We start from the raw sequence: 22,196 nt of genomic DNA on the forward strand, positions 1-22,196 counted from the left end.
CCATCCAGGTCAGCCCGCGGGCCGGGGGGCACGCAGATGGGCGCGCTGCCGCAGCTCCTCGGCCTCGACCAGTTCCAGCATCGGCCTGCCCGGAGCGCACATCATGGTGACGACGAACTCGGTCCCGGCGTCGGTGAGCGCGTTGCCGTCCTGGTAGTGGATGACGTCGCCGCCCGGCTCCCAGAACGTGCCGCCGGCCTCGACGATCCGCTCGGGCTCGCCTTCCAGCTCGAAGCGGACCGCGCCCCTGACGACGTAGCCGAACGCGGGGCCGCTGTGCCGGTGCGGTGGGGTTCCGGGATCGCCGGGTTCCCACTCGACGCGGATGGTCATCGCCGACGCGCCCTCGGGGATGGTGAGGGGCGCGGCGTCCTGGAGCACCTTCGTCGCCCGGATCCAGCTCGGGCCGTCCGGATCGTCGCCGGAATGGGCGTGCTGTGGGGTCTCCGACACTGAGCCGTCCCTTCCGCGTCCGGTTCCGAGCGTGACCGACTGTACGACGGGCGGGCCCGTGACCGTTGCTTTCGCAACCGGGCGGCGGCTGCGTGTCGCGGGTGCCCGCTACGGTCCCGCGACCGCCACACCGAGCTCGGTCGCCGCGCGCACCGCGAACCACACCTCGGTGAAGGCGGCCGTCGTCGACAGGTCCCGGCCGGTCACCTCGCCGAAGCGGCGCAGCCGGTAGGCGAGGGTGTTGGGGTGGATGTGCAGGGCCGCGGCGGCGTCCTCGGTGCGCCGGTCGCGTTCCATCCAGGTGCGGACGGAGACCAGCAGCTGGGACCCGTGGGCCTCGTCGTAGCGCAGGGCCGCGCCGAGGACCTGCTCGACGAGGGCGGTCAGCAGCCGGCGGTCCTCCGGCAGCCAGCGCCCGGTGGCGTCCTCGCCGTAGTGGAGCAGCGGCTTGCCCGCCTCCTCCGCGCGGCCGGCCGCCCACTCCGCCTCCTGCAGGGCGACCCGCAGCGGCTCGCCGACGGCGACGGGCCGGCTCACCCCGCACACCGCGCCCGGCACCTCGGCCAGTGCCTCGGTGAAGCCGGGTTCGGCGAGGACCAGCCGGTCCTCGCCGCGGCGCAGGATGAGATGCGGGTGGCCGGACAGGGCGCCGGCCAGCTGTTCGTCCTGGGTGCGCCGGAGCACGGCGAGGACGACCGCCCGCCGGGCGTCCAGACCGTGGTGGGCCAGCCGGCGCTGGGCGCCGGCCGCGTCGAGGGTGTCCTGGAGCAGCTCGGCGAGGGTCTCCGCGCCCTCCCGCCGCAGCACCTCGCGCTCCTGGCGCACCATCGCGAGCCGCAGGGCGGCGACGGTGGCCAGGTGCTGGACGACGGCCAGCCCGGCCGGGCGCGCGCCGGCCTGTTCCAGCGCGACCAGGTAGCCGGCCGCGCCGCCCGGGCCGAGGACGGGCAGCACGAAGCCGCCGGGCACGGTCGGCGGGGCGTCCGGGTGCGCCGGGAGCACCGACAGGTCCTCCGGCGCCGGGACGCCGGGCAGCAGCGGGCGCCCCTGGGGGGTGCACAGGAAGATCCGGTAGCCGCTGAGCTGCTCCAGCCGGTCGAAGAGCGCGGGAATGTCCAGGTTCTCCTCGGCCATCCAGCGCAGCGCGCCGAACACCTGGAGCTGGGCGCCGAGCCGTTCGGCGGACTTCTCGCTGACCGCGGCGGCGACCTCCTGCGCGATGGTCACGAAGGGCACGGTGAGCGGCACCTCCAGGACCGGGAAGCCGCGTTCCTCGGCCGCGGCGAGGAAGGCCTGCCGCAGCGGCGGGGTGCGCAGCTGGGTGCTGAGCACCAGCGCCGCGACGCCCGCGTCGTCGAGACGTTCCAGATAGCGCCGCTGCGCCTCGCCGCCGCGCGGGACGGCGAGGCCCACGGTCATGAGCACCTCCGAACCCTGCAGCCACGGCGTGGGGTCCTCCAGCTCGCTTACGTGCGCCCAGGAGACCGTGCGGCCCAGGCCGCCGCCGCCCGCGAGCAGACGCATCTGCAACGCCGGGAAGGACAGCAGGTCGCCCACGGTGAGGACGGAACGCGGTGTCGCTTTGTGGTCGGGCACAAGACCACTGTAGTTCTTCGTGCCGTCAACAATTGACCCTGTCGGCCGGCCGTCCGCACACTGAGGCATCCCCCGCTACCGGAACCACCAGCTCCGGTCCAGGGTCCGCCCACCCGGCGGTGCACGCCCAAGGCTCGACAGGAAGGTTCCCCATGACGACCGAGCCCCGTGGACCCGTGGACTCCTCCCGGATCCCCCGCTACGCGGGCCCCGCGACCTTCGCCCGGCTGCCGCGTCTCGACGAGGTGCCCCGCGCGGACATCGCCGTCGTCGGCGTCCCCTTCGACACCGGCGTCTCCTACCGGCCCGGCGCCCGGTTCGCCCCGGCCGCCGTGCGCGAGGCGTCCCGGCTGCTGCGCCCTTACCACCCGGGGCTGGACGTGTCGCCGTTCGCGGCGGCCCAGGTCGCCGACGCCGGGGACATCCCGGTGAACCCCTTCGACATCAACGAGGCGATCGAGACCGTCGAGCACGAGGCCTCCCGCCTCCAGGCCGGCGGCACGAAGCTGGTGACCATCGGCGGCGACCACACCATCGCGCTGCCCCTGCTGCGCGCGGTCGCCAAGCGGCACGGACCGGTCGCCGTGCTCCACTTCGACGCCCACCTCGACACCTGGGACACCTACTTCGGTGCCGAGTACACCCACGGTACCCCGTTCCGCCGCGCCGTCGAGGAGGGCATCGTCGACACCGAGGCGCTCAGCCACGTAGGCACCCGCGGCCCCCTGTACGGCAAGCGGGACCTGGAGGAGGACCGCAGGCTCGGGTTCGGCATCGTCACCTCCTCCGACGTACTGCGCCGCGGCGTCGACGACACCGTGGACGCGCTGCGGCAGCGCATCGGCGACCGGCCGCTGTACGTCTCCGTCGACATCGACGTCCTCGACCCCGCACACGCCCCCGGCACCGGCACCCCGGAAGCCGGCGGCATGACCTCGCGTGAGCTGCTGGAGATCCTGCGCGGCCTCGCCGGGCTCAACCTCGTCGGCGGCGACGTCGTCGAGGTCGCCCCCGCCTACGACCACGCCGACATCACCTCCGTCGCCGCGTCGCACGTCGCCTACGACCTGATCAGCCTGTTCACCCTGGACTCCGCCGGCCCTCGCGAGGAGCAGACATGACCCCCAGCCCCCAAGCGGAGCAGCACGACGCCCCGTCGCTGACCGAGATCGAGACCTACGGCGTCGAGCGCATCCCGGACGCCGACCGCACCGCCCGGCCGCTCGACCTGTTCCGGGTCGCCTTCGGCGGTGCGAACACCTTCGCCACCTGCGTCCTCGGCGCCTTCCCGATCCTGTTCGGGCTCTCCTTCTGGCAGGGCCTCGCGGCCACCGGCCTCGGCCTCGCCGTCGGCGCCCTGATCCTCGCGCCGCTCGCCGTGTTCGGCCCGCTGAACGGCACCAACAACTCGGTCTCCTCCTCCGCCCACCTGGGTGTGCACGGCCGGGTCGTCGGCTCCTTCCTCTCCCTGCTGACCGCGGTCGCCTTCTTCTCCATCTCCGTGTGGTCCTCCGGTGACGCCCTCGTCGGCGGCGCGCACCGGATGTTCCACCTGCCGACCAACGACGGCGTCTACGCGCTGGCGTACGGGCTGTTCGCCGCGCTGGTGCTGACGGTGTGCATCTACGGCTTCCGGTTCATGCTCTTCGTGAACAAGATCGCGGTGGCCGCCGCCTCCCTGCTCTTCGTCCTCGGCCTGTTCGCCTTCGGGGGCGACTTCGACCCCGGCTACCAGGGCAGTTTCCACTCACTGAGCACCCCGGGCTTCTGGCCGGCGTTCATCGGCTCCGCGCTGATCGTGCTCTCCAACCCGGTCTCCTTCGGTGCCTTCCTCGGCGACTGGGCCCGCTACATCCCCGCCGACACCCCGCGCCGCCGGGTCATGGGCGCGGCCTTCCTCTCCCAGATCGCGACGATCCTGCCGTTCTTCTTCGGCCTGGCGACCGCCTCGATCATCGCCGCGAAGGCCGGGAACTTCCTCGACCCGAGCGCCCCGGACTACGTCGGCGGCCTGCTGGCGGTCTCGCCCTCCTGGTACTTCCTGCCCGTCTGCCTGCTCGCGCTGATCGGCGGCATGTCCACCGGCACCACCTCGCTCTACGGCACCGGCCTCGACTTCGCCAGCGTCTTCCCGAGGTTCAGCCGGGTGCAGGCCACCGTGTTCATCGGCGTCCTGTCGATCTCCTTCATCTTCGTCGGCCGGTTCGCCGCCAACCTGACCCAGTCCATCTCCACCTTCGCGACGCTGATCATCGTCTGCACCGCGCCGTGGATGGTCATCATGACCCTGGGCTTCCTCACCCGCCGCGGCTGGTACGACCCGGACTCGCTGCAGGTCTTCAACCGCCGTCAGCGGGGCGGGCGTTACTGGTTCACGCACGGCTGGAACTGGCGCGGCATGGCCGCCTGGCTGGCCGCCGCCCTGCTCGCGGTCCAGTTCGTCAACCTCCCCGGTCAGTTCGTCGGTGCCCTCGGCGACCTCGCGGGCGGCGTGGACATCTCGCTGCCCGTCGGCCTGGGTCTCGCCGCGGTCCTCTACCTGGCCCTGCTGTGGCTCTTCCCCGAGCCGCGCGCCGTCTTCGGTCCCGAGGGCCCGCGGCTGGTGCGCGCCGTCGACACCCCGGTGCCGCCGATCACAGCCGCCGACGGCGCCCCCGTCGCGGCGCCCGAGCCGGCGGAGGTGTGAGCGGGATGCGCCTGATCGACCTGTCCGTGCCGCTGCGGACCGGCATGCCGGTCTACCCCGGCGACCCGCAGGTGGACATCCGCCCCGCGCTCACCGCAGCCCGGGACGGGGTCAACGTCCTCCAGGTGCACATGGGTTCGCAGTCCGGCACCCATGTGGACGCCCCGTCCCACATCGAGGACGGCCTGCCCACGCTGGACCAACTGCCCCTGAACCGGTTCGACGGTCCGGCCCACGTGGTCGACGCCCGGGGCCTGGCGCCCCGGGCGGCCATCGGGACCGACCTGCTGGCCCGCGTCCCCGCGGACCGGATCGTGCTGATCGCCACCGGCTGGTCGGCGTACTGGGGCACCGACGCCTACCACGACCACCCCTTCCTGACCGAGGCTGCGGCCGCCCTCCTCGTCGCCCGCGGCATCCACACCGTCGGCATCGACGCCCTCAGCGTCGACCCGACCCCCGGCGACACCCTCCCCGCCCACCGCATCCTGTGCGGCGCCGACGCCGTCATCGCCGAGAACCTCACCAACCTCGCCGAGGTCCTCGACGCCCAGCACGCCGGCCACGACGTCCACATCAGCCTCTTCCCCCTGCACCTGCCCGGCGCGGACGGCGCACCCGTGCGCGCCGTGGCCCGGATCTCGGAGCCGAAGCCTTGAGCAACGACCACGACACCGCCCTCGCTGCAGCGGACGCCCTGATCGCCGCCTTCGCCGAGGGCCGCACCGACGACTACTTCGCCGCCTTCGCGCCCGATGCCACCTTCGTCTTCCACACCACCGGCCGGCGCCTGGAGTCCACCCAGGAGTACCGCGAGCTGTGGCAGCAGTGGAGCGACGAGGACGGCTTCCGCGTCCTCGCCTGCGAGTCGGCCGACCGCCGCCTGCAACTCCTCGGCGACACGGCCGTGTTCACCCACTCGGTGACCACCCGGGTCACCACCACGGCCGGCGAGGACGTCCTCCACGAACGCGAGACCATCGTCCTCCGCCGCACCGCCGGCGACGACTGGCAAGCGGTCCACGAGCACCTTTCCGCCGCGCCTGAATGAAGTCTGCGGTTCCGCAACGCGCCCCTTTAAGGGCGCGGGGAACTGCGCGACCAGCCACAACGGCGCCGCACCCGACCGACGAGGACACACGGCACCCTCAGCGGTCATACTCCTCGAAGAGGGAAAGCTCCGCCCAGATCGTCTTGCCCTCCCCGGTATGCCTGGTACCCCACCGCTGGGTGAGCTGGGCCACCAGCAGCAGGCCCCGGCCGCCCTCGTCCCAGGTCTTGGCCCGGCGCAGGTGCGGAGCGGTGTGGCTGGTGTCGGAGACCTCGCAGATCAGGGTGGCCGTGTCATGGATCAGTCGTAGCCCGATGGGGTGGGCGCCGTACCGGATGGCGTTGGTGACCAGCTCGCTGACCACCAGCTCCGTCGTGAACGCGGCCGTGCTCAGGTCCCATACGTCGAGCTGCTCGACGACCTGCTTGCGGATCGGCGCGACCAGGGCGGGATCGGCGGGGATGTCCCAGGACGCCACCCGGGCCGGCGGCAGCCCCTGCGTGCGGGCCAGCAGCAGGGCCACGTCGTCGGCCGCGCCACCGGACGGCAGCAGGGCGTGCAGGATCCGGTCGCAGGTCTCGTCCAGCGAGTCGCTGTCCGCCGCCAGCGCCTCGTGCAGGAGCCGTCGGCCGGTGTCCGGGTCCCGGTGCCGGGAGGTGATCAGCCCGTCCGTGAACATCGCCAGGACCGTGCCCTCGTCCAGCGTCACCTCGGCCGACTCGAACGGCAGCCCGCCCAGGCCCAGCGGGGGACCGGCGGGCAGGTCGAGCCGGTGGGGGAGGTGGCCCGGGCGCAGCAGGACCGGCGGCGGGTGTCCGGCCCGGGCCAGCGTGCAGCGTCGCGACACCGGGTCGTAGACGGCGTACAGGCAGGTCGCGCCGACCTCGCCGGGGCTGCCCTCGCCGCCCTGCTCCTCGGAGAGCCGCAGCACCAGGTCGTCGAGGTGGGTGAGCAGTTCGTCCGGGGCCAGGTCGATGTCGGCCAGCGTGCGCACGGCGGTCCGCAGCCGGCCCATCGTCGCCGAGGCCTGCACGCCGTGGCCGACGACGTCCCCGACGACCATGGCGACCCGTAGCCCGGACAGCGGGATCACGTCGAACCAGTCGCCGCCCACCCCGGCCCGCGCCGCCGGCAGGTAGCGGGAGGCGGCCTGCAGGGCGGCGGTGCGCGGCAGTGTCCGGGGCAGCAGACTGCGCTGCAGGGCCAGGGCGGTCTCGCGCTCGCGCGAGTACCGGCGGGCGTTGTCGATGCAGACGGCGGCGCGGGCGGTGATCTCCTCGGCGAGCAGCACGTCGTCCGGACCGAACGGGTCGAGCCGCCGGTGCCGCCGGAACACCGCGACCCCCAGGGTGGTGCCGCGGGCCTGGATCGGCACCGACATCGAGGAGTGCACGCCGAACTCGCGCGCCCGCTCCCCGCGGGCCTTGTTCCAGTTCAGCCACTCGTCCAGCTCGCCGGCCGACACCGAGGCCACGATCGTGTTCCCCGCGGTCAGCGAGTCCGCCTGCGGTGAGGTGGCCGGGTAGACCTCGGTCTGCCCGGGCTTGAGGACCGCCTCGGGGACGCCCGGGAGCACGGACTGGTGCGCGATGCGGCGCAGGGTGACCGGCGCGCTCAGCCGGGCCGGGAAGTCGCCGCCGTCCTCCGGCGGGTCCAGCAGGTCGACGGTGACGAGGTCGGCGAGGGCCGGGACGCAGACGTCCGCCAGCTCCTGGGCCGTCCGGACGACGTCGAGGGTGCTGCCGATCCGCACGCTCGCCGCGTTGACCAGCTGGAGCCGCTCCCTGGCCAGGTAGTTCTCGGTGAAGTCGTGGGCGGCCAGGCTCACCCCCCACACCCGCCCGGCGGTGTCGGTGACCGGTGCCATCCGGGCCAGCCAGGCGTGCGCCCGGTCCTCGCCGCCGGTCCGCATGTACGTCTGCACGTCCAGCGGCCGGCCCGAGGCCAGCACCCGGAGCATGCTCCGCTCCAGGTCCCCGCTCTCCGGCTTGCCGCCGATCTCGGTGACCCTGAGCCCCTGGACCCGCCGCTCGGGCAGCCCGATGACCTGGGCCATCGCCTCGTTCATCCGGCGCAGCCTGAGCTGGTCGTCGTAGACCGCGATGGCGCACGGCGACTGCGTCAGCGCGGCCGTCGCCAGCGGATCGTCCGGGGTGCGCGGCCCGCCGCCGTCCAGCGGCGAGACCACCACCCACTGGCCGGGCCGTTCGTCGCGGGCCGGGGTGTGGTGGGCGAGCAGCCAGACCGGGACCGTGCGGCCGTCCCGGTGGCGGAGGCCGAGGGTGCCGTCCCAGCGGATACCGACGGGCGCGCGCGGTGCGACGTCCCCGGCGAGCAGCAGCGCCGCGGGCCGGCCCACGACCTCGTCGGCCGGGTGGCCGAGGAGTCGCCGCGCACCCTCGCTCCACTCGGTCAGTGTGCCGTCCTCGCCGATGACAGCCCGGGCCGTCGCCGCATCGTCGAAGGGGTAGACCCGGCTCATCTCGCCACTCCCAAGCGCACACTCACAGTCAACAGGTGCACCACTCGTGTTCAGGGTAGTGCTTCGGACCCTTCCGTGACCGGCAAGCGGCGACGGGCGGCCGGTCGGAGCCGGGCCCTGTCCGGGGTGCCGAACGGAGACCGGCCACCGGGACGAAAGCGGCGGGCGAACGCTTCCTGACCCTTGACGGACACAACTGCCACCCCGTCAGAATCTGTTTGGTCACGATCAGTTGTGAGTAGTTCTGGGTCCTGATGAGGGAGAACCGCACCATGACGGTCACACGCAGATCGGTTCTGGCAGCCGCCACGGCAGCCCCGACGGCCGGCGCGCTGCTGGGCGCCCCGGGCGCCTGGGCGGCCCCGGACGCGGATACGTCCTCGCAGGTCAGCGGCCGCCACACGGTCGCCCTGCGGGACGGCTGGCGGTTCGCGCTGGTCAATCCCGGTGGGATCACCGACCCGACCGGCGGCTACGCGGACGCCGCCGACCCCGGGTACGACGACTCGGCCTGGCGGCAGGTCGCCGTACCGCACGACTGGAGCATCGAGCAGACCCCCACCACCGACCACGGCACCACCAGCGGCACCGGCTTCTTCCCGGGCGGCCTCGGCTGGTACCGGCTCGCCTTCACCCTGCCGCCCGGCTGGGCGGGCAAGCGGATCTCGGTGGAGTTCGACGGCGTCTACATGGACTCGTACGTCCACTGCAACGGGACCGAGGTCGGCCGCCATCCCTACGGCTACACCGGCTTCGCCTTCGACCTCACCGGTCTGCTGCACACCGACGGCCGCACCGCGAACGTCCTCGCGGTCAAGGTGCAGAACCAGCTGCCCAGCAGCCGCTGGTACTCCGGCAGCGGCATCTACCGCGAGGCCCGCCTGGTGGTGACCGACCCCGTGCACGTGGCGCGGTGGGGGACGTACGTCACCACCCCGGACATCACCGCGGAGCGGGCCGTGGTGCGGGTGCGGACCGCCGTCGTCGACGGGTCCGGCGAGGGCGCGGACGTCACGGTGGTCTCCCGGATCGTCGACCCCGGCGGCCGTACGGTCGCCCGTACGGCCTCCACCGTCGCGGTCACCGGCAGCGGCTCGGGCGGGACCGCCGAGACCGCCGAGATCCATGAACTGACCGTCGCGAGACCGAGGTTGTGGTCCGTCGAGGCTCCGCACCGCTACACCCTGCACACCGAACTCCGGGTCGGCGGCACCGTCACCGACACCTACCGCACGGTCTTCGGCATCCGCAGCCACCGCTTCGACCCCGACGAGGGCTTCTCCCTGAACGGCGTCCCCACCAAGATCAAGGGCGTCGACCTCCACCACGACCAGGGCGCCCTCGGAGCGGCGATCAGCACCGACGCGGTGCGCCGGCAGATGACCATCATGAAGTCGATGGGCGTCAACGCCTTCCGTACGTCGCACAACCCGCCCTCGCCACAGATGATCGAGGTCTGCGAGGAACTGGGCATCGTGATGATGGTGGAGGCCTTCGACTGCTGGCGGACCGGCAAGACCAGGTACGACTACGGCCGCTTCTTCGACGAGTGGTGCGAGGCCGACGCCACCGAGATGGTCCTCGCGGCCCGCAACTCGCCCGCCGTCGTCCTGTGGTCGATCGGCAACGAGATCCCCGACTCCACCTCCACCGCCGGCCTCGCCATGGCCGATCGGATCATCGCCGCGATCCGGGCCGCCGACGACACCCGCCCGCTGGTCATCGGCTCCGACAAGTACCGCAGCGTGCCCAGGCAGGGTTCGGCCGCCGACCTGATGCTGGCCAAGCTCGACGGGCTCGGCCTCAACTACAACACCGCCAAGTCCGTGGACGCGCTGCACGCGGCCTACCCGCACCTGTTCCTCTTCGAGTCGGAGTCCTCCTCGGAGACCTCCACCCGCGGCGCGTACCAGGAGCCGGAACACCTCAACACGGGCGAGAACCACACCCCCGGCCGCCGTGCGACCTCGTCCTACGACAACAACCTCGCCTCCTGGACGATGAGCGGCGAGTACGGCCACAAGAAGGACCGGGACCGGAAGTGGTTCGCGGGCCAGTTCCTGTGGTCGGGCATCGACTACATCGGCGAGCCGACGCCGTACGACGTGTTCCCGGTGAAGTCGTCCTTCTTCGGCGCGGTCGACACAGCCGGCTTCCCGAAGGACATGTACCACCTCTTCCGCAGCCAGTGGACCACCGAGCCGATGGTGCACCTGCTGCCGATGAGCTGGAACCACGAGGAGGGGGAGACGGTCGAGGTGTGGGCGTACGCCAACGTGCCCTCCGTCGAGCTGTTCCTGAACGGAACGTCCCTGGGGGTCAGGGAGTTCGACACCAAGCAGACCACCGACGGCCGCACCTACCTGGAGACCACCGAGGCCACCGGCGACGACAAGACCTTCACCACCGGCCCCTACCCGGGCAGCTACACCAGCCCCAACGGCAGCGCGGGCAAACTGCACCTGACCTGGAAGGTGCCCTACCGGCCGGGCGAGTTGAAGGCGGTGGCCCGGCGCGACGGCAGGGCGGTCGCGACCGACGTCCTGCGCACCGCCGGCGCCCCGCACGCCGTCCGGCTCACTCCCGACCGCGGGTCCACGGCCGCCGACGGGCGTTCGCTGGTCTTCGTGACCGCGGAGATCGTCGACGCGCACGGGGTGGTGGTGCCCGACGCCGAGCACCTCATCTCCTTCGCGGTGACCGGCGGCTCGCTCGCCGGAGTCGACAACGGCCGTGAGGAGAGCGCCGAGCGTTACCAGGCGAGCACCCGGACCGCCTTCCACGGCAAGGCTCTCGCCGTCGTCCGCTCCGGTACGAAGCCCGGGGTCCTCAGGGTGACCGCGCGGGTGACCGGCCTGCACGCGGGCACCGCCACCGTGCCCACCACCCCGGCCCGCGCCACGGCGAGCACCCCCGCCCCGGACTTCGGCCCGGACCACCCGGCTCCGCCGGACCACCCGCACGCGGACGCCAGTTACTCGGGCCGTCCGGACACCCTCCCGGCCGCCATGCTCGACGGCGACCCGGCCACCGGATGGTCCAACGCCTTCGCCAAGTCGGCCACCGCCCTGCTGCCGGCCTTCGGCGGCGCCCGGACCACGGACTGGGTGTCGGTCGACCACGGGCGCACCCGCACCTACGACCGGGTGGACGTCTCCTTCACGGTGGACGCCACGCACGCCCTGCCCGCCTCGGTCGAGGTGGCCGTCTGGGACGGCACGGCGTACCGGGCGGTGCGGGACACGGCCGTGGACTGGGCGACCGCGTCGGACGCCCCGACCGCCGTCACCTTCACCGCGGCACGCGGCTCCCGGATCCGGCTCACCCTGACCAGTGCCCACCCCGGGGAGACCGCGGGCGCGGTGCGGATCAGCCGCCTCGACGTCTGAGACGGCCGGACCACGGGCAGGGGACCGGCGCCGACCGCACCGCCACGGCGCGCGGGCGGTCGGCGCCGGTCCAGGCGCCGCCCGCGCCGCCGACCCGCCGACCCGCCGACCGGCGGGAGACGGGCGGGACTCCGGCCGCTCGCTGGTACCGTAACGAGTCAGTCTTGACCTGCGGGTATTTACGGTGGAGTACCCTCGCGGTACCGTGAAGGGCATGCCAGCTCTCAACGTGGAGTTCAGCGACCGCGAACTCGAGGACCTCAGGCAGATAGCCAAGGAGCGCGGTACGTCGATGAAGGCCCTCGTCCGTGAGGCGGCCGCCGCCGACATCGCCCGGCACCGGGCGCTGCAGGAAGGGGCGGAGGAATTCCGCCGTTTCTTCGCGGCGCACGCCGCCGAGTTCGCCGCGGCGTTCCCGGACGACGAGCAGCCGCCCGCGAAGGGCGAGGCCGCCTGAGTCATGCCGCCGGTCATCCACATCGACGTGCCCTGGCTGCTGCAGCGCCATGAGGAAGTCATGCCGGAGCAGCCCACCATCAACGACTTCTCCGCGCTCGTCGCCGCCGTCGCCCGGCACCGGGTCGACCCGCCGCGCCTCGGTGTGGACTCCGACGCCGCCTGGCGGGCCGCGGCCCTGCTGCACACGCTCGCCCTGCTCAAGCCGCTGCCCTCGGCCAACGCCCGGTTCGCCTGCGCGACCGCCGTGGCCTACATGTACGTCAGCGATGTCGGCATCGACCCGCCCTACGGCGCCCTCGTCGACCTCGCCCGCGATCTGATGACCGGCAAGGCCGACGTCTACGCGGCGGCGGACCGGCTCCGTTCCTGGCAGCTCTGACGCCTGCCCGGACGTGCAGGCAGAGCCGCCCCCGCGGCCCTCGGGGCCGCCGGCCGAGGGCGGGAGGAACGGGGCCGGCGGCCTGTTTCGCGCGGAAGAGCCGCCGTTCCGCGCGGGGCCTCCCGAGGAGGGCCGGTCATCAGTGGACCACCCGTGCGGGCGGGCCGGGAGCGTGCGCGCGGGACCGGTGCGGGCACACGGTTCACACGGGGCGCGTGGAATGTGAATGCGGCCATGAAGGGGCAATAGCCACCGCCGCCTTTCTGACTTTCTGTCAATGCTGTCGATGTTGTTCAGGCGCCTTGTTGCTTGTGTGAGACTTGTGCGAGGGTGAATACCCGCGCGGGGTAATGGCCTGGTCCAAATCGGCAGTTGAGGAACGCGACCGACACCGTACCGACACCGTGCCGGCGAATTCCGGCCCTCCGCAGGCGCACCGAAGAGGTACGCACCACCGCACCAAAGGAATCCGCTTCGTGTCCACCCCCCACCCGCCTCGCCCTTCCTATCCGCCGCCGGGCGGTGGTGCGGGGGAGTCCGACGAGTCCCTCGCCGCACCGCTGCGAGCCGGTTCGGACATCGAGGCCTCCCGGTCCGCCGCGCTGCTCATGGCCCGGCACTGGCGGCCCGTCCAGGACTACGCGGTCATCTGCCTGGCCGCCTCCGGTCCCGTCGCGCACATGGTCGCGGCCGCCGCCTTCCACCAGGTCCTCGACCGGGTGGCCCTCGGTGAGACGGCCGACGCGATCCGGCCGCGCCTGCTGGTGTCCGTCCGCGACACGGTCGCCAACTGGGCCGTGGAGGACCGAATAGCGGAGGTTCTCCCGGACCTCGGGAAACCGGCCGGCGGCCGCGGTATGCGTGCCACGAAGTCCTTGACCCCGGAAAACCGCACCCTCGCGGAGCGTTCATTCCTGGGCCTTCCGGCGCTCGCCCAGAGCCTGCTCTGGCACGCCGAGGTCGAGGCGGAACCGATAACCGTACCGGCCGGTCTTTTGGGCATGGACACGGCAACCGCATCGGCGGCTCTGGAAGACGCCCGGGAGAAATTCCGCGAGGGCTGTGTCCGCGCCCACCGGGAACTCGCGCCGTCCCAGGAGTGCCGCTACTACAACCGGCTCCTCGACGTGCCGATCCGCCGCGGCGGCGCCCTGCTGCCGGACGTCCAGGCGCATCTGGCGGAGTGCCCGTACTGCAAGGCCGCCGCCGAGCAACTCGGCCATGTCGAGGGCGGGCTGGGCGTGCTATTGGTCGAGGCGGTGCTCGGCTGGGGGGCGCGTCGCTACCTCGACACCCGCCCGGGACGCAAGGGCGGTGCGGAGGTCCCGCTCACCCGTGCCGCCGCCCGGCGCGCCGGAGGCGGCGGCCGTCGGCGCGCGGCCGACCGGACGACTCGGATCCTCGCCCGCATCCCCGTACCGGTGCGCCGTCCGCCCGGCTCCTGGTCGTCGAAGACGCTGCTGACCAGTGTCGGCGTGGCCGGCGCGGGACTGCTCGCCTCCGTGCTCGCCGTCAGCACGCTGTCCGGCGGCGGTGAGGGCAGCGACGCCGTCGCCACCGCGGGCCTGGTGCCCGGCGACTCCGAGCCCGAGGCGACACCCACGTCCGGCACGGCCGGGCTGCCCGCCGCCGACCACACCACCCGGCTGCGCAACGCCGCCGCCCAGCTCTGCCTCGACATCAACGGTGAGCCGAGGGCGGGGGCGAGCGTCGTGCTCGCGGTGTGCTCGTCGGCCTCGACCCAGCAGTGGACCTACGAGAGCGACGGGGAGCTGCGCAGCGCGGCCGGTCCGGACCTGTGCCTGGACTCGCACGCGGACGCCGGGGTGGTCATCCTCGGCAGCTGCGTCGACGAGGGTGCCGCGCGTGGCAAGGACGTGCGCTACGACCTCTCCGCCCAGGGCGAGTTGCTGCCCCGCTGGGACGAGACCCTCGCCCTCGCGACGGGCGGGGTGGACCCCGGCTCCGACATCGTGGTCAAGGTCCGCGACCATACCAGCGGCCAGCACTGGCTGACCGACGCGCCGGTACCGTCGCAGAGCCGTGGCTCGCTCTCCATCGCCGGGAGCGGGGCGCCTTCGGCGCGGCCGGCGGGACTGGCCGGCCACTAGACGCTCCGCGGGGGCGCCGCACCGGGCCGTCCGGCCTCCGCGGCGCCGTCGTGGCCGGTCCCGCAGCTCCTGCGGGTACCCCCGGCGCCCCTACGGGGTGCTGTTGTCCGCGTCCGGGCCCTGGGACCGGACGCGCTCCACGTGTTCCAGCGATTCGCGCAACTCCGTCAGCCAGTCGTCGGTGTGGCGCTGGACCAGCCGTACGCACCAGGCCAGGGCCTCGCTGCGGCTGCGGGCCACACCGCCGGCGATCAGGGTGTCCAGGACCTCGCGCTCGGTCTGGCGCAGCCGGGTCATCACCGGCGCGGCCACATGCGTGAACAGCGCCCGCTGCCCCGCACACTCCACGCCCCAGGAGACCTTGCGCCGGAACTGGTGCTCGGCCTCCCGCGCGACGTCCATCCGGCCCTCCCGGGTGCGCTCCCGGAACTCCTGGATCCTGCCCTGCACGGCCGCCTCCCGCTCGGCGTCCGACGCGCCGTCCGCGAGCCTGGGGCCGGGGATGCGCCCGATGACGGTGACCTCCTCGCGGTCGACCGTCACCTCGACCAGTTCCTCGAAGAGGTCGTCGGGCAGGCGGCCCGCGAACCAGCCGCGGATCGCGTCTCGCTGCTCTTGGGTAATCATGTAATAACGATTACTCCGTTGCAGAACAAAGGCAAGGGCTTGCCCGGGAGTCCGCCGACAGCGGAAGCGGAATGTTTCAGGACGATTAACAAGGCGATGAGATCGGGCCATCCGGCCGCTTCGGGCGATCAAGAACCGCTCCGTTGAGCGGCCGACGCGTTCGAATTCCGTGACTTCACGCCACTGATTCAATACGCAAGGTTACTGAAACCTGTGGGTTCGATGTGTGTTTCGGCGGCGGACTCGGCAGAGTGGCGCCCGCCGCCCCGGCACCCACCGGGCCGAGGGCGGCACCCGTCGAACCGAGCGGAAGGATGCACACAATGCGAACCACCGCGCGCTGGGCAGCGACCATCGGCCTCACGGCCGCCGCCGTCTGCGGACCCCTGACGGGGGCCGCCGTCGCCGCCCCGAGCTCGCTCTACGCCCCCTCGGCCCTGGTGCTCACCACCGGCCACGGCACAGACGCGGCCACCGCCACGCCCGAGCGCGCCGTCACCCTGAACTGCGCCCCCAACGCCTCCGGGACCCACCCGGCGGCCGCCGAGGCCTGCGCCGAACTGCGCGGCGCCGGCGGTGACCTGAACGCCCTCGTACCCAAATCCGACGTGTGGTGTACCAAGCTCTACGACCCCGTCGTGGTCACGGTGGAAGGCGTCTGGCAGGGCAAGCGCGTCTCCTACGAGCACACCTTCGGCAACCAGTGCATGAGGGACGCCTACGGGACGAACGTCTTCTCCTTCTGAGCCCGGGATCGCACGGTCCTCGTGACTGCCGGACAGGTCCGCAACTGGGGAGTGCGGCCCCTGGAGCGGGGAACCTGCGATCTCGCACCGGGGGTCGGACGGGTGGTGTGGGGCTGCCCGTCCGACCCCCGGCATCACCGCCGCTCCCCGGCGTTCCCGTCCCGGGGAATGCCGGGGAGCGGCGGAAAACGTCCCAGCAGTCCCGCGGCCCGTAACAGCCGCGGAACGCGGGGCCCTTCGCACACCAGCCGCAGCCGCCCGCCCCGCTCCCTGGCCCGCGCCTCGGCCCGGCACAGCGCCCGCAGCCCCGAACAGTCGAGAAAGTCCAGCCGCCGCAGATCGACGAGCACGTCCGGCCCGGTCCCGGCGGTCGCCGCGAGCAGGTGCTCCGCGAGCAACCCCTCGGTGGCGATGTCGACCTCGCCGCACACCTCGACGACGAGATACGTCCCGCTGCGACGGGTGCGTGCACAGGAGTTGGCGGCAGGCGGCTCTGGGTCGTCGGATCGGGGCGTCATCTCAGAGCTCCACCTCGCGGGGGCGGACAGGGGCCGAGTTGTTACCCGTCGGCAGGGCCTGCCATCCCTCCAGCCGGCGGCGCAAGATCAGGTTCACTCGACAGCGTGAATTTTCTTGAAGAGGCTTGACCTGGCGCCTCTTTGTGGACGCGAGGAACCGCGTGACCGGCCACACCCCCGGACGACAACGGGCGAGGGGCCACCGTCTCCCTGCTGACGGCGGCCCCTCAACCCCTGCGGCTCTGCGGAAGCTACATGTGGACGACCGGCGCCGCGTCCGGGTCCTGCTGCGGCACCCCCTTGCGGAACATCACGAAGGCGATGACCGCGCCGACCGCGAACATCCCGGCCGACCACCAGAACGCGGTTGTGTAGCTCTCGATCGTCGCCTGCGCCTGCACCAGCTTGCTGGTCGCGTCCTTCCCGGCCAGGTAGTCCGTCGCCGCGCTCGCCGCGAGCGTGTTGAGCAGCGCCGTGCCGATCGAACCGCCCACCTGCTGCATGGCGTTGACCGTCGCCGAGGCGACACCCGCCTCGTCGGCCGTCACCCCGCCGGTGCCCAGCTGCATGGCGGCCGGCATGACCAGGCCGAGGCCGAGGCCGGTGATGATCAGCTGCGGCAGTACCGCGCTGACATAGCTGGAACCGACGCCGATCCCGGTCAGCCAGGCCATGCCGACCGCGGAGACCGCGAAGCCCAGCGGGACGACCACCTTGGGGCCGAGCCGCGGCACCAGAACCTGGGTACCGATCTGTGCCGTCACCATCAGGCCGCCGATCATCGGCAGGAACGCCGCGCCGGTCTTCGTCGGGCTGAAGCCGAGGTTGAGCTGCAGGTAGTACGTGAGGAAGAGGAACACGCCGAACATGCCGCCGGCGGAGATCAGCACGGCGAGGAGCGAGGCCCCCCGGTTGCGGTCCATCAGGACGCCCAGCGGCAGCAGCGGGTGCTCGGACTTGGTCTGCCACCACGCGAAGGCCGCCAGGAACAGCACGCCGGCGATCAGGAAGCCCCAGGTCAGCGGCGAACCCCAGTCGTGCGACTCGGCGTTGGAGAAGCCGTAGACCAGCGAGAACAGACCGGCCGCGACCAGGACCGTGCCGGGCACGTCCAGCTTGGCGTTCCCGGCGTCACGGTGGTTGTGCAGCAGTGCCATGCCGCCCGCGAAGGCGACGACCGCGATCGCGACGTTCACGTACAGGGTCGAGCGCCAGTCGAACGTGTCGGTGAGGACACCGCCGAGCAGCAGGCCCACCGCGCCGCCGGCGCCGGCGATGGCACCGTAGACACTGAACGCCCGGGCCCGCTCGCGGGCGTCGGTGAACGTGGTGTTGAGGAGCGAGAGCGCGGTCGGGGCGAGCAGCGCGCCGAAGGCGCCCTGGAGGGCCCGCGCGGTCACCAGCATCCCGAAGCCGTTCGCGGCACCGCCCAGCGCCGACACGGCGGCGAAGCCGACGACGCCTATGAGGAAGGCGGTCTTGCGGCCGAACAGGTCGGCGATCCGGCCGCCGAGCAGCAGCAGGGACGCGAAGCTGAGGGCGTACGCGGTCACGATCCACTGCCGGTTGCCGTCGGAGAACCCGAGGTCGGCCTGGGCGGACGGGAGGGCGATGTTCACGATGGTGGCGTCGAGCACCACCATCAGCTGGGCGATGGCGATGACCGCGAGGATCCACCACCGCTTGGCGGAGGCGACCGGCGGTGCCTCCTCCGTACCGACGCGGACGTCGTCGGTCAAAGTCTTCTCAGACATGCGAGAACCACTCCAGGGAAGTCGTTCGGGATTCACCAAGAAGCCGTTCCATGGACACGGCACCTGCGGCACCGCGAACGAAACGGTTTCGTACACATCGAGCCTAGACCACTTTCAGCGAAACGGCAACGTTTCGCTGGGGGTGCGGGTCGATCATGGACCTGGGGCGGGCGGCCCCTGTCGTGCCGTTTCCGGATCGCATGTATTCCTTGACTGGAATATAACCATGCAGGCATATTGGAGCCATGTCCGCCGACATCCTCTGGACCGCCCTCGCCGACCCCCACCGACGAGCCATGGTCGGCCTCCTCCTCACCGGCCCACGCCCCGTGGGCGAGATCGTGGACGCCTGCGGCCTCAGCCAGCCGAGCACGTCCAAGCACCTCAAGGTGCTGAGGGAGGCGGGCCTGGTCCGGGTGCGGCAGGACGCGCAGCGGCGCGTCTACGCCCTGGACCCGACACCCATCGCCGAACTCGACGCCTGGCTGGCCCCCTACCGCCGGCTGTGGAACAGCAGCCTGGACACCCTCGGCCGCCGCCTGGACGCGACGGCGGACGACCCGCAGGCCCCCACCCCGAAGGACTGATCCCCATGCCCGCCGAACTCACCGGCACCTACGTCACCCTCGACGACGGCCGGCCGGCCGTCCGCTTCAGCCGCCTCTACGGCCACCCCGTCGACCGCGTCTGGCACTTCGTGACCGACCCCGACGAACTCGCCGGGTGGTTCCCGTCCCGCGCCGAGTTCGACCTGCGCCCCGGCGGCGCCGTCAGGTTCACCGGCGACCCGAACATGCCCGAGTCGCACGGCACCGTGCTCGCCGTCGACCCGCCCCGGAACCTGACCTTCGACTGGGGCGGCGACGAGATCCGCTTCGACCTGGAGGACGCCGGGCCCGCCGGGACCCGCTTCACCCTCACGCACGTGCTGGGCGAGGAGAACACCGCCGCCCGCAACAGCGCCGGCTGGGAGGTCTGCCTCGCCGCCCTCGACGCCAGGTCCCGCGGCGAGCGCCGCCAGGGCCCGCACGCCGGCGTCACAGCGCCCTGGAAGGAGTACTACCAGGGCTATCTCGACGCCGGCCTGCCCTCCGGCGCACCCGTCCCCGGCATCGACGCCTGACCGGTCACGTCAGCTGCCGTCGCACCAGCTCGTGCAGGCGCCCGCCGGTGTCCGCGAGCAGCCGGGCCGGCGGACCCTGCTGGGCGACCTTGCCGTCCTCCATCACGATCACCCGGTCGGCGTCCAGGACCGTGGACAGCCGGTGGGCGATCACGATGCGGGTGGCGTTCAGCTTGCGGGTGCTCTCGATGACCGTGCGCTGGGTGTCGTTGTCGAGCGCACTCGTCGCCTCGTCGAAGAAGAGGATGCGCGGGCGCCGGATCAGCGCCTGGGCGATCATCAGCCGCTGCCGCTGGCCGCCCGAGATCGCGCCGCTCCCGGCGACGATGGTGTGCAGCCCCATCGGCATCCGCCTGATGTCCTCCGCGAGCCCCGCCATCTCGGCCGCCGCCATCGCCTCCTCGGGGGTGTACGGCTCGGTGCCGCAGATGACGTCCAGGATCGAGCCGGTGAACGGCTGCGCGTGCTGGAGCACCACCCCGCACTGGCGGCGGACCGCCGACTGGTCGAGGGCCGCCAGGTCCTGGCCGTCGTACAGCACGCTTCCCGACACCGGCCTGTCGAAGCCGATCAGCAGCCGCAGCAGTGTCGACTTGCCGCAGCCGCTGGGGCCGACGACCGCCACGAACTCGCCCGGGCGGACGGCGAAGGAGACGTCGTCCAGGACCAGCGGGCCGTCGTCGGAGTACCGGAAGGACAGACGGCGGGCCTCGACGGCGCCGGACAGCGGGCCGGGGCGGGTGCTGGCGGTGCGCACCTCGGGGGCGGCCTCGAGGACCGGCTTGATCTCCTCGAAGAGCGGGAGCGCGGCCACCGCCGACACGAAGGAACCGGTCAGCTGGGTCACCGAGGTGAGCAGCATCGTCACCGACGTGTTGAAGGTGAGGAAGGCCGCCGCGTCCATGGCGCCCCGGGCCGGGCCTGCGAGCAGCATGAACATCAGCAGGGTGCAGACCGGGAGGTAGACCGAGCCCAGCACCGTGGTGAGGTTCTTGATCCGGCCCACCTTCTGCTGGAGTTCCCGGCTGCGCGCGAACTCGCCCGCCCAGGCCGCGTACGCGTAGTTCTCGGCCGCCGCCACCCGCAGCTTCGGCAGGCCCCGCAGGGTCTGGAAGGCCTGGTTGTTCAGCTTGTTGCCGAGCACCACGAGCTTGCGCTGCCAGCGCACCTGCCACAGGCCGAGCCCCAGGAACAACGCGGCGATCACGACGAGCATGGCCAGGGCCGCCAGCGCCATCGGCACGCTGTACCAGAACAGCAGGCCCAGGTTCATCGCCCCGACGGTCACCGACTGGGCGACCACCGGGCCGACCCCCGCCAGCAGCCGGCGCATCGCGCTGACGCCCATGGCCGCACTGGCCAGCTCACCCGTCGAGCGCTGGGTGAAGAACCTGGTCGGCAGCCGCAGCAGCCGGTCCCACACGGCCGGTTGCAGGGTCGCCTCGATACGGCCCTCCAGGCGCAGGATGGTCAGGTTCTCCAGGAGCGTGAACGCGGCCGACACCACGGCGCTGACGATCACCGCCAGGCAGACCTGCACGATCAGGTCCGTCTGGGCCTTCGGCACGTAGTCGCCCAGCACCCTGCCGGTGGCGATCGGCACCAGCGCGCCGATCGCCACCGTGACCAGACCGGCCAGGAGCAGGGCGCCGAGGTCGCCCCGGGTGCCGCGCAGGCTGAAGCGGAGCAGGCCGAGCGGGCTGAGCGCCTTGTCGGGCAGCGGCCGGTAGAACATCACCGCGCGCGGCTCGAACTCCGCCGCGTTCGCCTTCTCGATCGGGGTCTCCCGGCCGGTCGCCGGATGGACGGCCACGTAGCCGCCCCGCCGCCACAGCAGCGCGACCGGCGCGCCCGACAGGGCGCGGTGTCCGACCAGCGGGCCCACGTCGTCGTGCCACCAGCGGCCGTCGAGCCGGACCGCCCGGGTGCGGACCCGGGAGGCGAGGGCCACCCGCTCGACCGGGTCGATGCGGTCGCTCTCGGTGCCGCTCTGCGCGGGCTCGGCGAGGGTGATGCCAGCGGCCTCGGCGACCAGCCTGCAGGCGGCGTAGGAGGCGTCGGCGTCGGCGGCCGTGGTGCGCTTGGCCGCCTTGCCGATGGAGGCCAGGAGCGTGCGGTCGGCCTGGGCCCGGACCGCCTCACCTGCCTTGATACCGGCCGCCGTGCGGGTCTCGTGGGTGCGCTCCAGCTGCTCGATCCACCGGTCGAGGGTGGTCAGCAGCCGGTACTGCTGGTCGACCATGCTCTGCCACAGCGCCGGGTCCATCAGCAGGTCGGCGGCCGCCTCCGCCCCGTACAGCGAGCCGTACTGCACGCTGCCCGGCGGCACCTGCATCCAGAAGACGTCGTCGTCGGTGGGGGCCGTGGCCCGCTCCCCGTCGGTCATCGGTGCCTGGAAGAGAACGGACAGGCCGCGGCCGACGCCGAGCGCGAGCGCGTACTCCAGGGGGCTCGTGGTCGGGGGTACGTACTGGGGGTTGCCGTACTCGTCGTAGGACCAGGTCTGGGTGCTGGACGGCTGGTACAGCTCGCGCAGGCCGATGCGGTGCACGACGCACTCCCGCAACGGGCGTGCCACCAGGGTGTGCTGCGGGCCCGCGACCGGGCCGAGCAGCAGCGCGCCCGCCTCCAGGCGGCCCAGGTGGTGCCAGTGGCCCTGCTGTTCGGCGTCCACCGCGAACAGGTCGAGGGCGCCGGACGCCACCAGCCACAGCGCCTGCGGGCCTTCGAGGTCGAGGCGGGTGAGGCCGGCGCAGTCGATCCGGTTGCCCAGTGCCCCGAACGCGCCGAGTACGAGGTCGCCTTGGTCCACGGTCGTCATC

General features: G+C 72.5%; 18 protein-coding genes. 11 read left to right on the forward strand and 7 right to left on the reverse strand.

Annotated elements, in window-relative coordinates:
• Positions 1 to 9: 9 nt before the first annotated feature.
• Positions 10 to 453, reverse strand: a complete 444-nt coding sequence (locus AB0472_RS37180) for a cupin domain-containing protein (protein WP_366363337.1) — start codon at positions 451 to 453, stop codon at positions 10 to 12.
• A 108-nt stretch (positions 454 to 561) separates the two neighbouring features.
• A complete protein-coding gene (locus AB0472_RS37185) occupies positions 562 to 2,049 on the reverse strand; it encodes a PucR family transcriptional regulator (protein ID WP_366363339.1) in 1,488 nt (495 codons plus the stop codon).
• A gap of 152 nt (positions 2,050 to 2,201) precedes the next feature.
• On the opposite strand from AB0472_RS37185, the gene speB reads away from it, so the two are divergent.
• From speB to AB0472_RS37205, 4 genes are read left to right on the forward strand one after another with little or no spacing between them, the layout of a single operon-like run.
• Complete coding sequence (gene speB, locus AB0472_RS37190; RefSeq protein WP_366363341.1) at positions 2,202 to 3,170, forward strand: agmatinase; 969 nt, start codon at positions 2,202 to 2,204, stop codon at positions 3,168 to 3,170.
• Positions 3,167 to 4,735 (forward strand): cytosine permease, encoded by a 1,569-nt coding sequence (locus AB0472_RS37195; protein WP_366363343.1) that lies wholly within the window; start codon positions 3,167 to 3,169, stop codon positions 4,733 to 4,735. Before speB ends, AB0472_RS37195 begins: the two co-directional genes overlap by 4 nt.
• A 5-nt stretch (positions 4,736 to 4,740) precedes the next feature.
• The gene (locus AB0472_RS37200; protein ID WP_366363345.1) at positions 4,741 to 5,394 is read left to right on the forward strand and encodes a cyclase family protein; all 654 of its coding nucleotides are present in this window, start codon (positions 4,741 to 4,743) and stop codon (positions 5,392 to 5,394) included.
• Positions 5,391 to 5,786, forward strand: a complete 396-nt coding sequence (locus AB0472_RS37205) for a nuclear transport factor 2 family protein (RefSeq protein WP_366363347.1) — start codon at positions 5,391 to 5,393, stop codon at positions 5,784 to 5,786. Before AB0472_RS37200 ends, AB0472_RS37205 begins: the two co-directional genes overlap by 4 nt.
• A 97-nt stretch (positions 5,787 to 5,883) precedes the next feature.
• Here the strand turns inward: AB0472_RS37205 and AB0472_RS37210 are convergent, their stop codons facing one another.
• Positions 5,884 to 8,268 carry a SpoIIE family protein phosphatase gene (locus AB0472_RS37210; RefSeq protein ID WP_366363349.1) on the reverse strand — a complete coding sequence of 795 codons (2,385 nt, stop codon included), beginning with the start codon at positions 8,266 to 8,268 and terminating at the stop codon, positions 5,884 to 5,886.
• 272 nt (positions 8,269 to 8,540) lie between these two features.
• On the opposite strand from AB0472_RS37210, the gene AB0472_RS37215 reads away from it, so the two are divergent.
• The 4 genes from AB0472_RS37215 (at position 8,541) to AB0472_RS37230 (ending at position 14,606) form a co-directional block, all read left to right on the forward strand.
• Positions 8,541 to 11,657 carry a glycoside hydrolase family 2 TIM barrel-domain containing protein gene (locus AB0472_RS37215; RefSeq protein WP_366363351.1) on the forward strand — a complete coding sequence of 1,039 codons (3,117 nt, stop codon included), beginning with the start codon at positions 8,541 to 8,543 and terminating at the stop codon, positions 11,655 to 11,657.
• A gap of 214 nt (positions 11,658 to 11,871) precedes the next feature.
• Positions 11,872 to 12,114 carry a hypothetical protein gene (locus AB0472_RS37220; protein ID WP_351486516.1) on the forward strand — a complete coding sequence of 81 codons (243 nt, stop codon included), beginning with the start codon at positions 11,872 to 11,874 and terminating at the stop codon, positions 12,112 to 12,114.
• 3 nt (positions 12,115 to 12,117) lie between these two features.
• Positions 12,118 to 12,495: a toxin Doc gene (locus AB0472_RS37225; protein ID WP_366363353.1), complete on the forward strand. Its 378-nt coding sequence runs from the start codon at positions 12,118 to 12,120 to the stop codon at positions 12,493 to 12,495.
• A gap of 476 nt (positions 12,496 to 12,971) precedes the next feature.
• The gene (locus tag AB0472_RS37230; protein ID WP_366363355.1) at positions 12,972 to 14,606 is read left to right on the forward strand and encodes an RICIN domain-containing protein; all 1,635 of its coding nucleotides are present in this window, start codon (positions 12,972 to 12,974) and stop codon (positions 14,604 to 14,606) included.
• A 90-nt stretch (positions 14,607 to 14,696) separates the two neighbouring features.
• Here the strand turns inward: AB0472_RS37230 and AB0472_RS37235 are convergent, their stop codons facing one another.
• Positions 14,697 to 15,233: a hypothetical protein gene (locus AB0472_RS37235; RefSeq protein ID WP_366363357.1), complete on the reverse strand. Its 537-nt coding sequence runs from the start codon at positions 15,231 to 15,233 to the stop codon at positions 14,697 to 14,699.
• Positions 15,234 to 15,556: 323 nt separating this feature from the next.
• Here AB0472_RS37235 and AB0472_RS37240 point away from each other — a divergent pair, with 323 nt between their 5' ends.
• Positions 15,557 to 15,979, forward strand: coding sequence for a subtilase-type protease inhibitor (locus AB0472_RS37240; protein WP_366363359.1), 423 nt, complete (start codon positions 15,557 to 15,559; stop codon positions 15,977 to 15,979).
• Between the two features lie 134 nt (positions 15,980 to 16,113).
• Here the strand turns inward: AB0472_RS37240 and AB0472_RS37245 are convergent, their stop codons facing one another.
• Together AB0472_RS37245 and AB0472_RS37250 are read right to left on the reverse strand one after the other, a co-directional pair.
• Entirely contained in the window at positions 16,114 to 16,497 is a 384-nt protein-coding gene (locus AB0472_RS37245) for an STAS domain-containing protein (protein WP_366363361.1), read from the reverse strand.
• 251 nt (positions 16,498 to 16,748) lie between these two features.
• On the reverse strand, positions 16,749 to 18,251 hold the full coding sequence (locus tag AB0472_RS37250; protein ID WP_366363363.1) for an MFS transporter: 1,503 nt from the start codon (positions 18,249 to 18,251) through the stop codon (positions 16,749 to 16,751).
• 245 nt (positions 18,252 to 18,496) lie between these two features.
• On the opposite strand from AB0472_RS37250, the gene AB0472_RS37255 reads away from it, so the two are divergent.
• Both AB0472_RS37255 and AB0472_RS37260 read left to right on the forward strand, forming a co-directional pair.
• A complete protein-coding gene (locus AB0472_RS37255; RefSeq protein WP_366363365.1) occupies positions 18,497 to 18,838 on the forward strand; it encodes a metalloregulator ArsR/SmtB family transcription factor in 342 nt (113 codons plus the stop codon).
• A gap of 5 nt (positions 18,839 to 18,843) precedes the next feature.
• On the forward strand, positions 18,844 to 19,374 hold the full coding sequence (locus AB0472_RS37260; RefSeq protein WP_366363367.1) for an SRPBCC family protein: 531 nt from the start codon (positions 18,844 to 18,846) through the stop codon (positions 19,372 to 19,374).
• 4 nt (positions 19,375 to 19,378) lie between these two features.
• Here the strand turns inward: AB0472_RS37260 and AB0472_RS37265 are convergent, their stop codons facing one another.
• Positions 19,379 to 22,195: an NHLP bacteriocin export ABC transporter permease/ATPase subunit gene (locus tag AB0472_RS37265; protein ID WP_366363369.1), complete on the reverse strand. Its 2,817-nt coding sequence runs from the start codon at positions 22,193 to 22,195 to the stop codon at positions 19,379 to 19,381.
• Position 22,196: the final 1 nt, after the last annotated feature.

Origin of the sequence: Streptomyces sp. NPDC086777 (assembly GCF_040702065.1) — a bacterium.
In the GTDB taxonomy this organism is placed as follows: Bacteria; Actinomycetota; Actinomycetes; order Streptomycetales; family Streptomycetaceae; genus Streptomyces.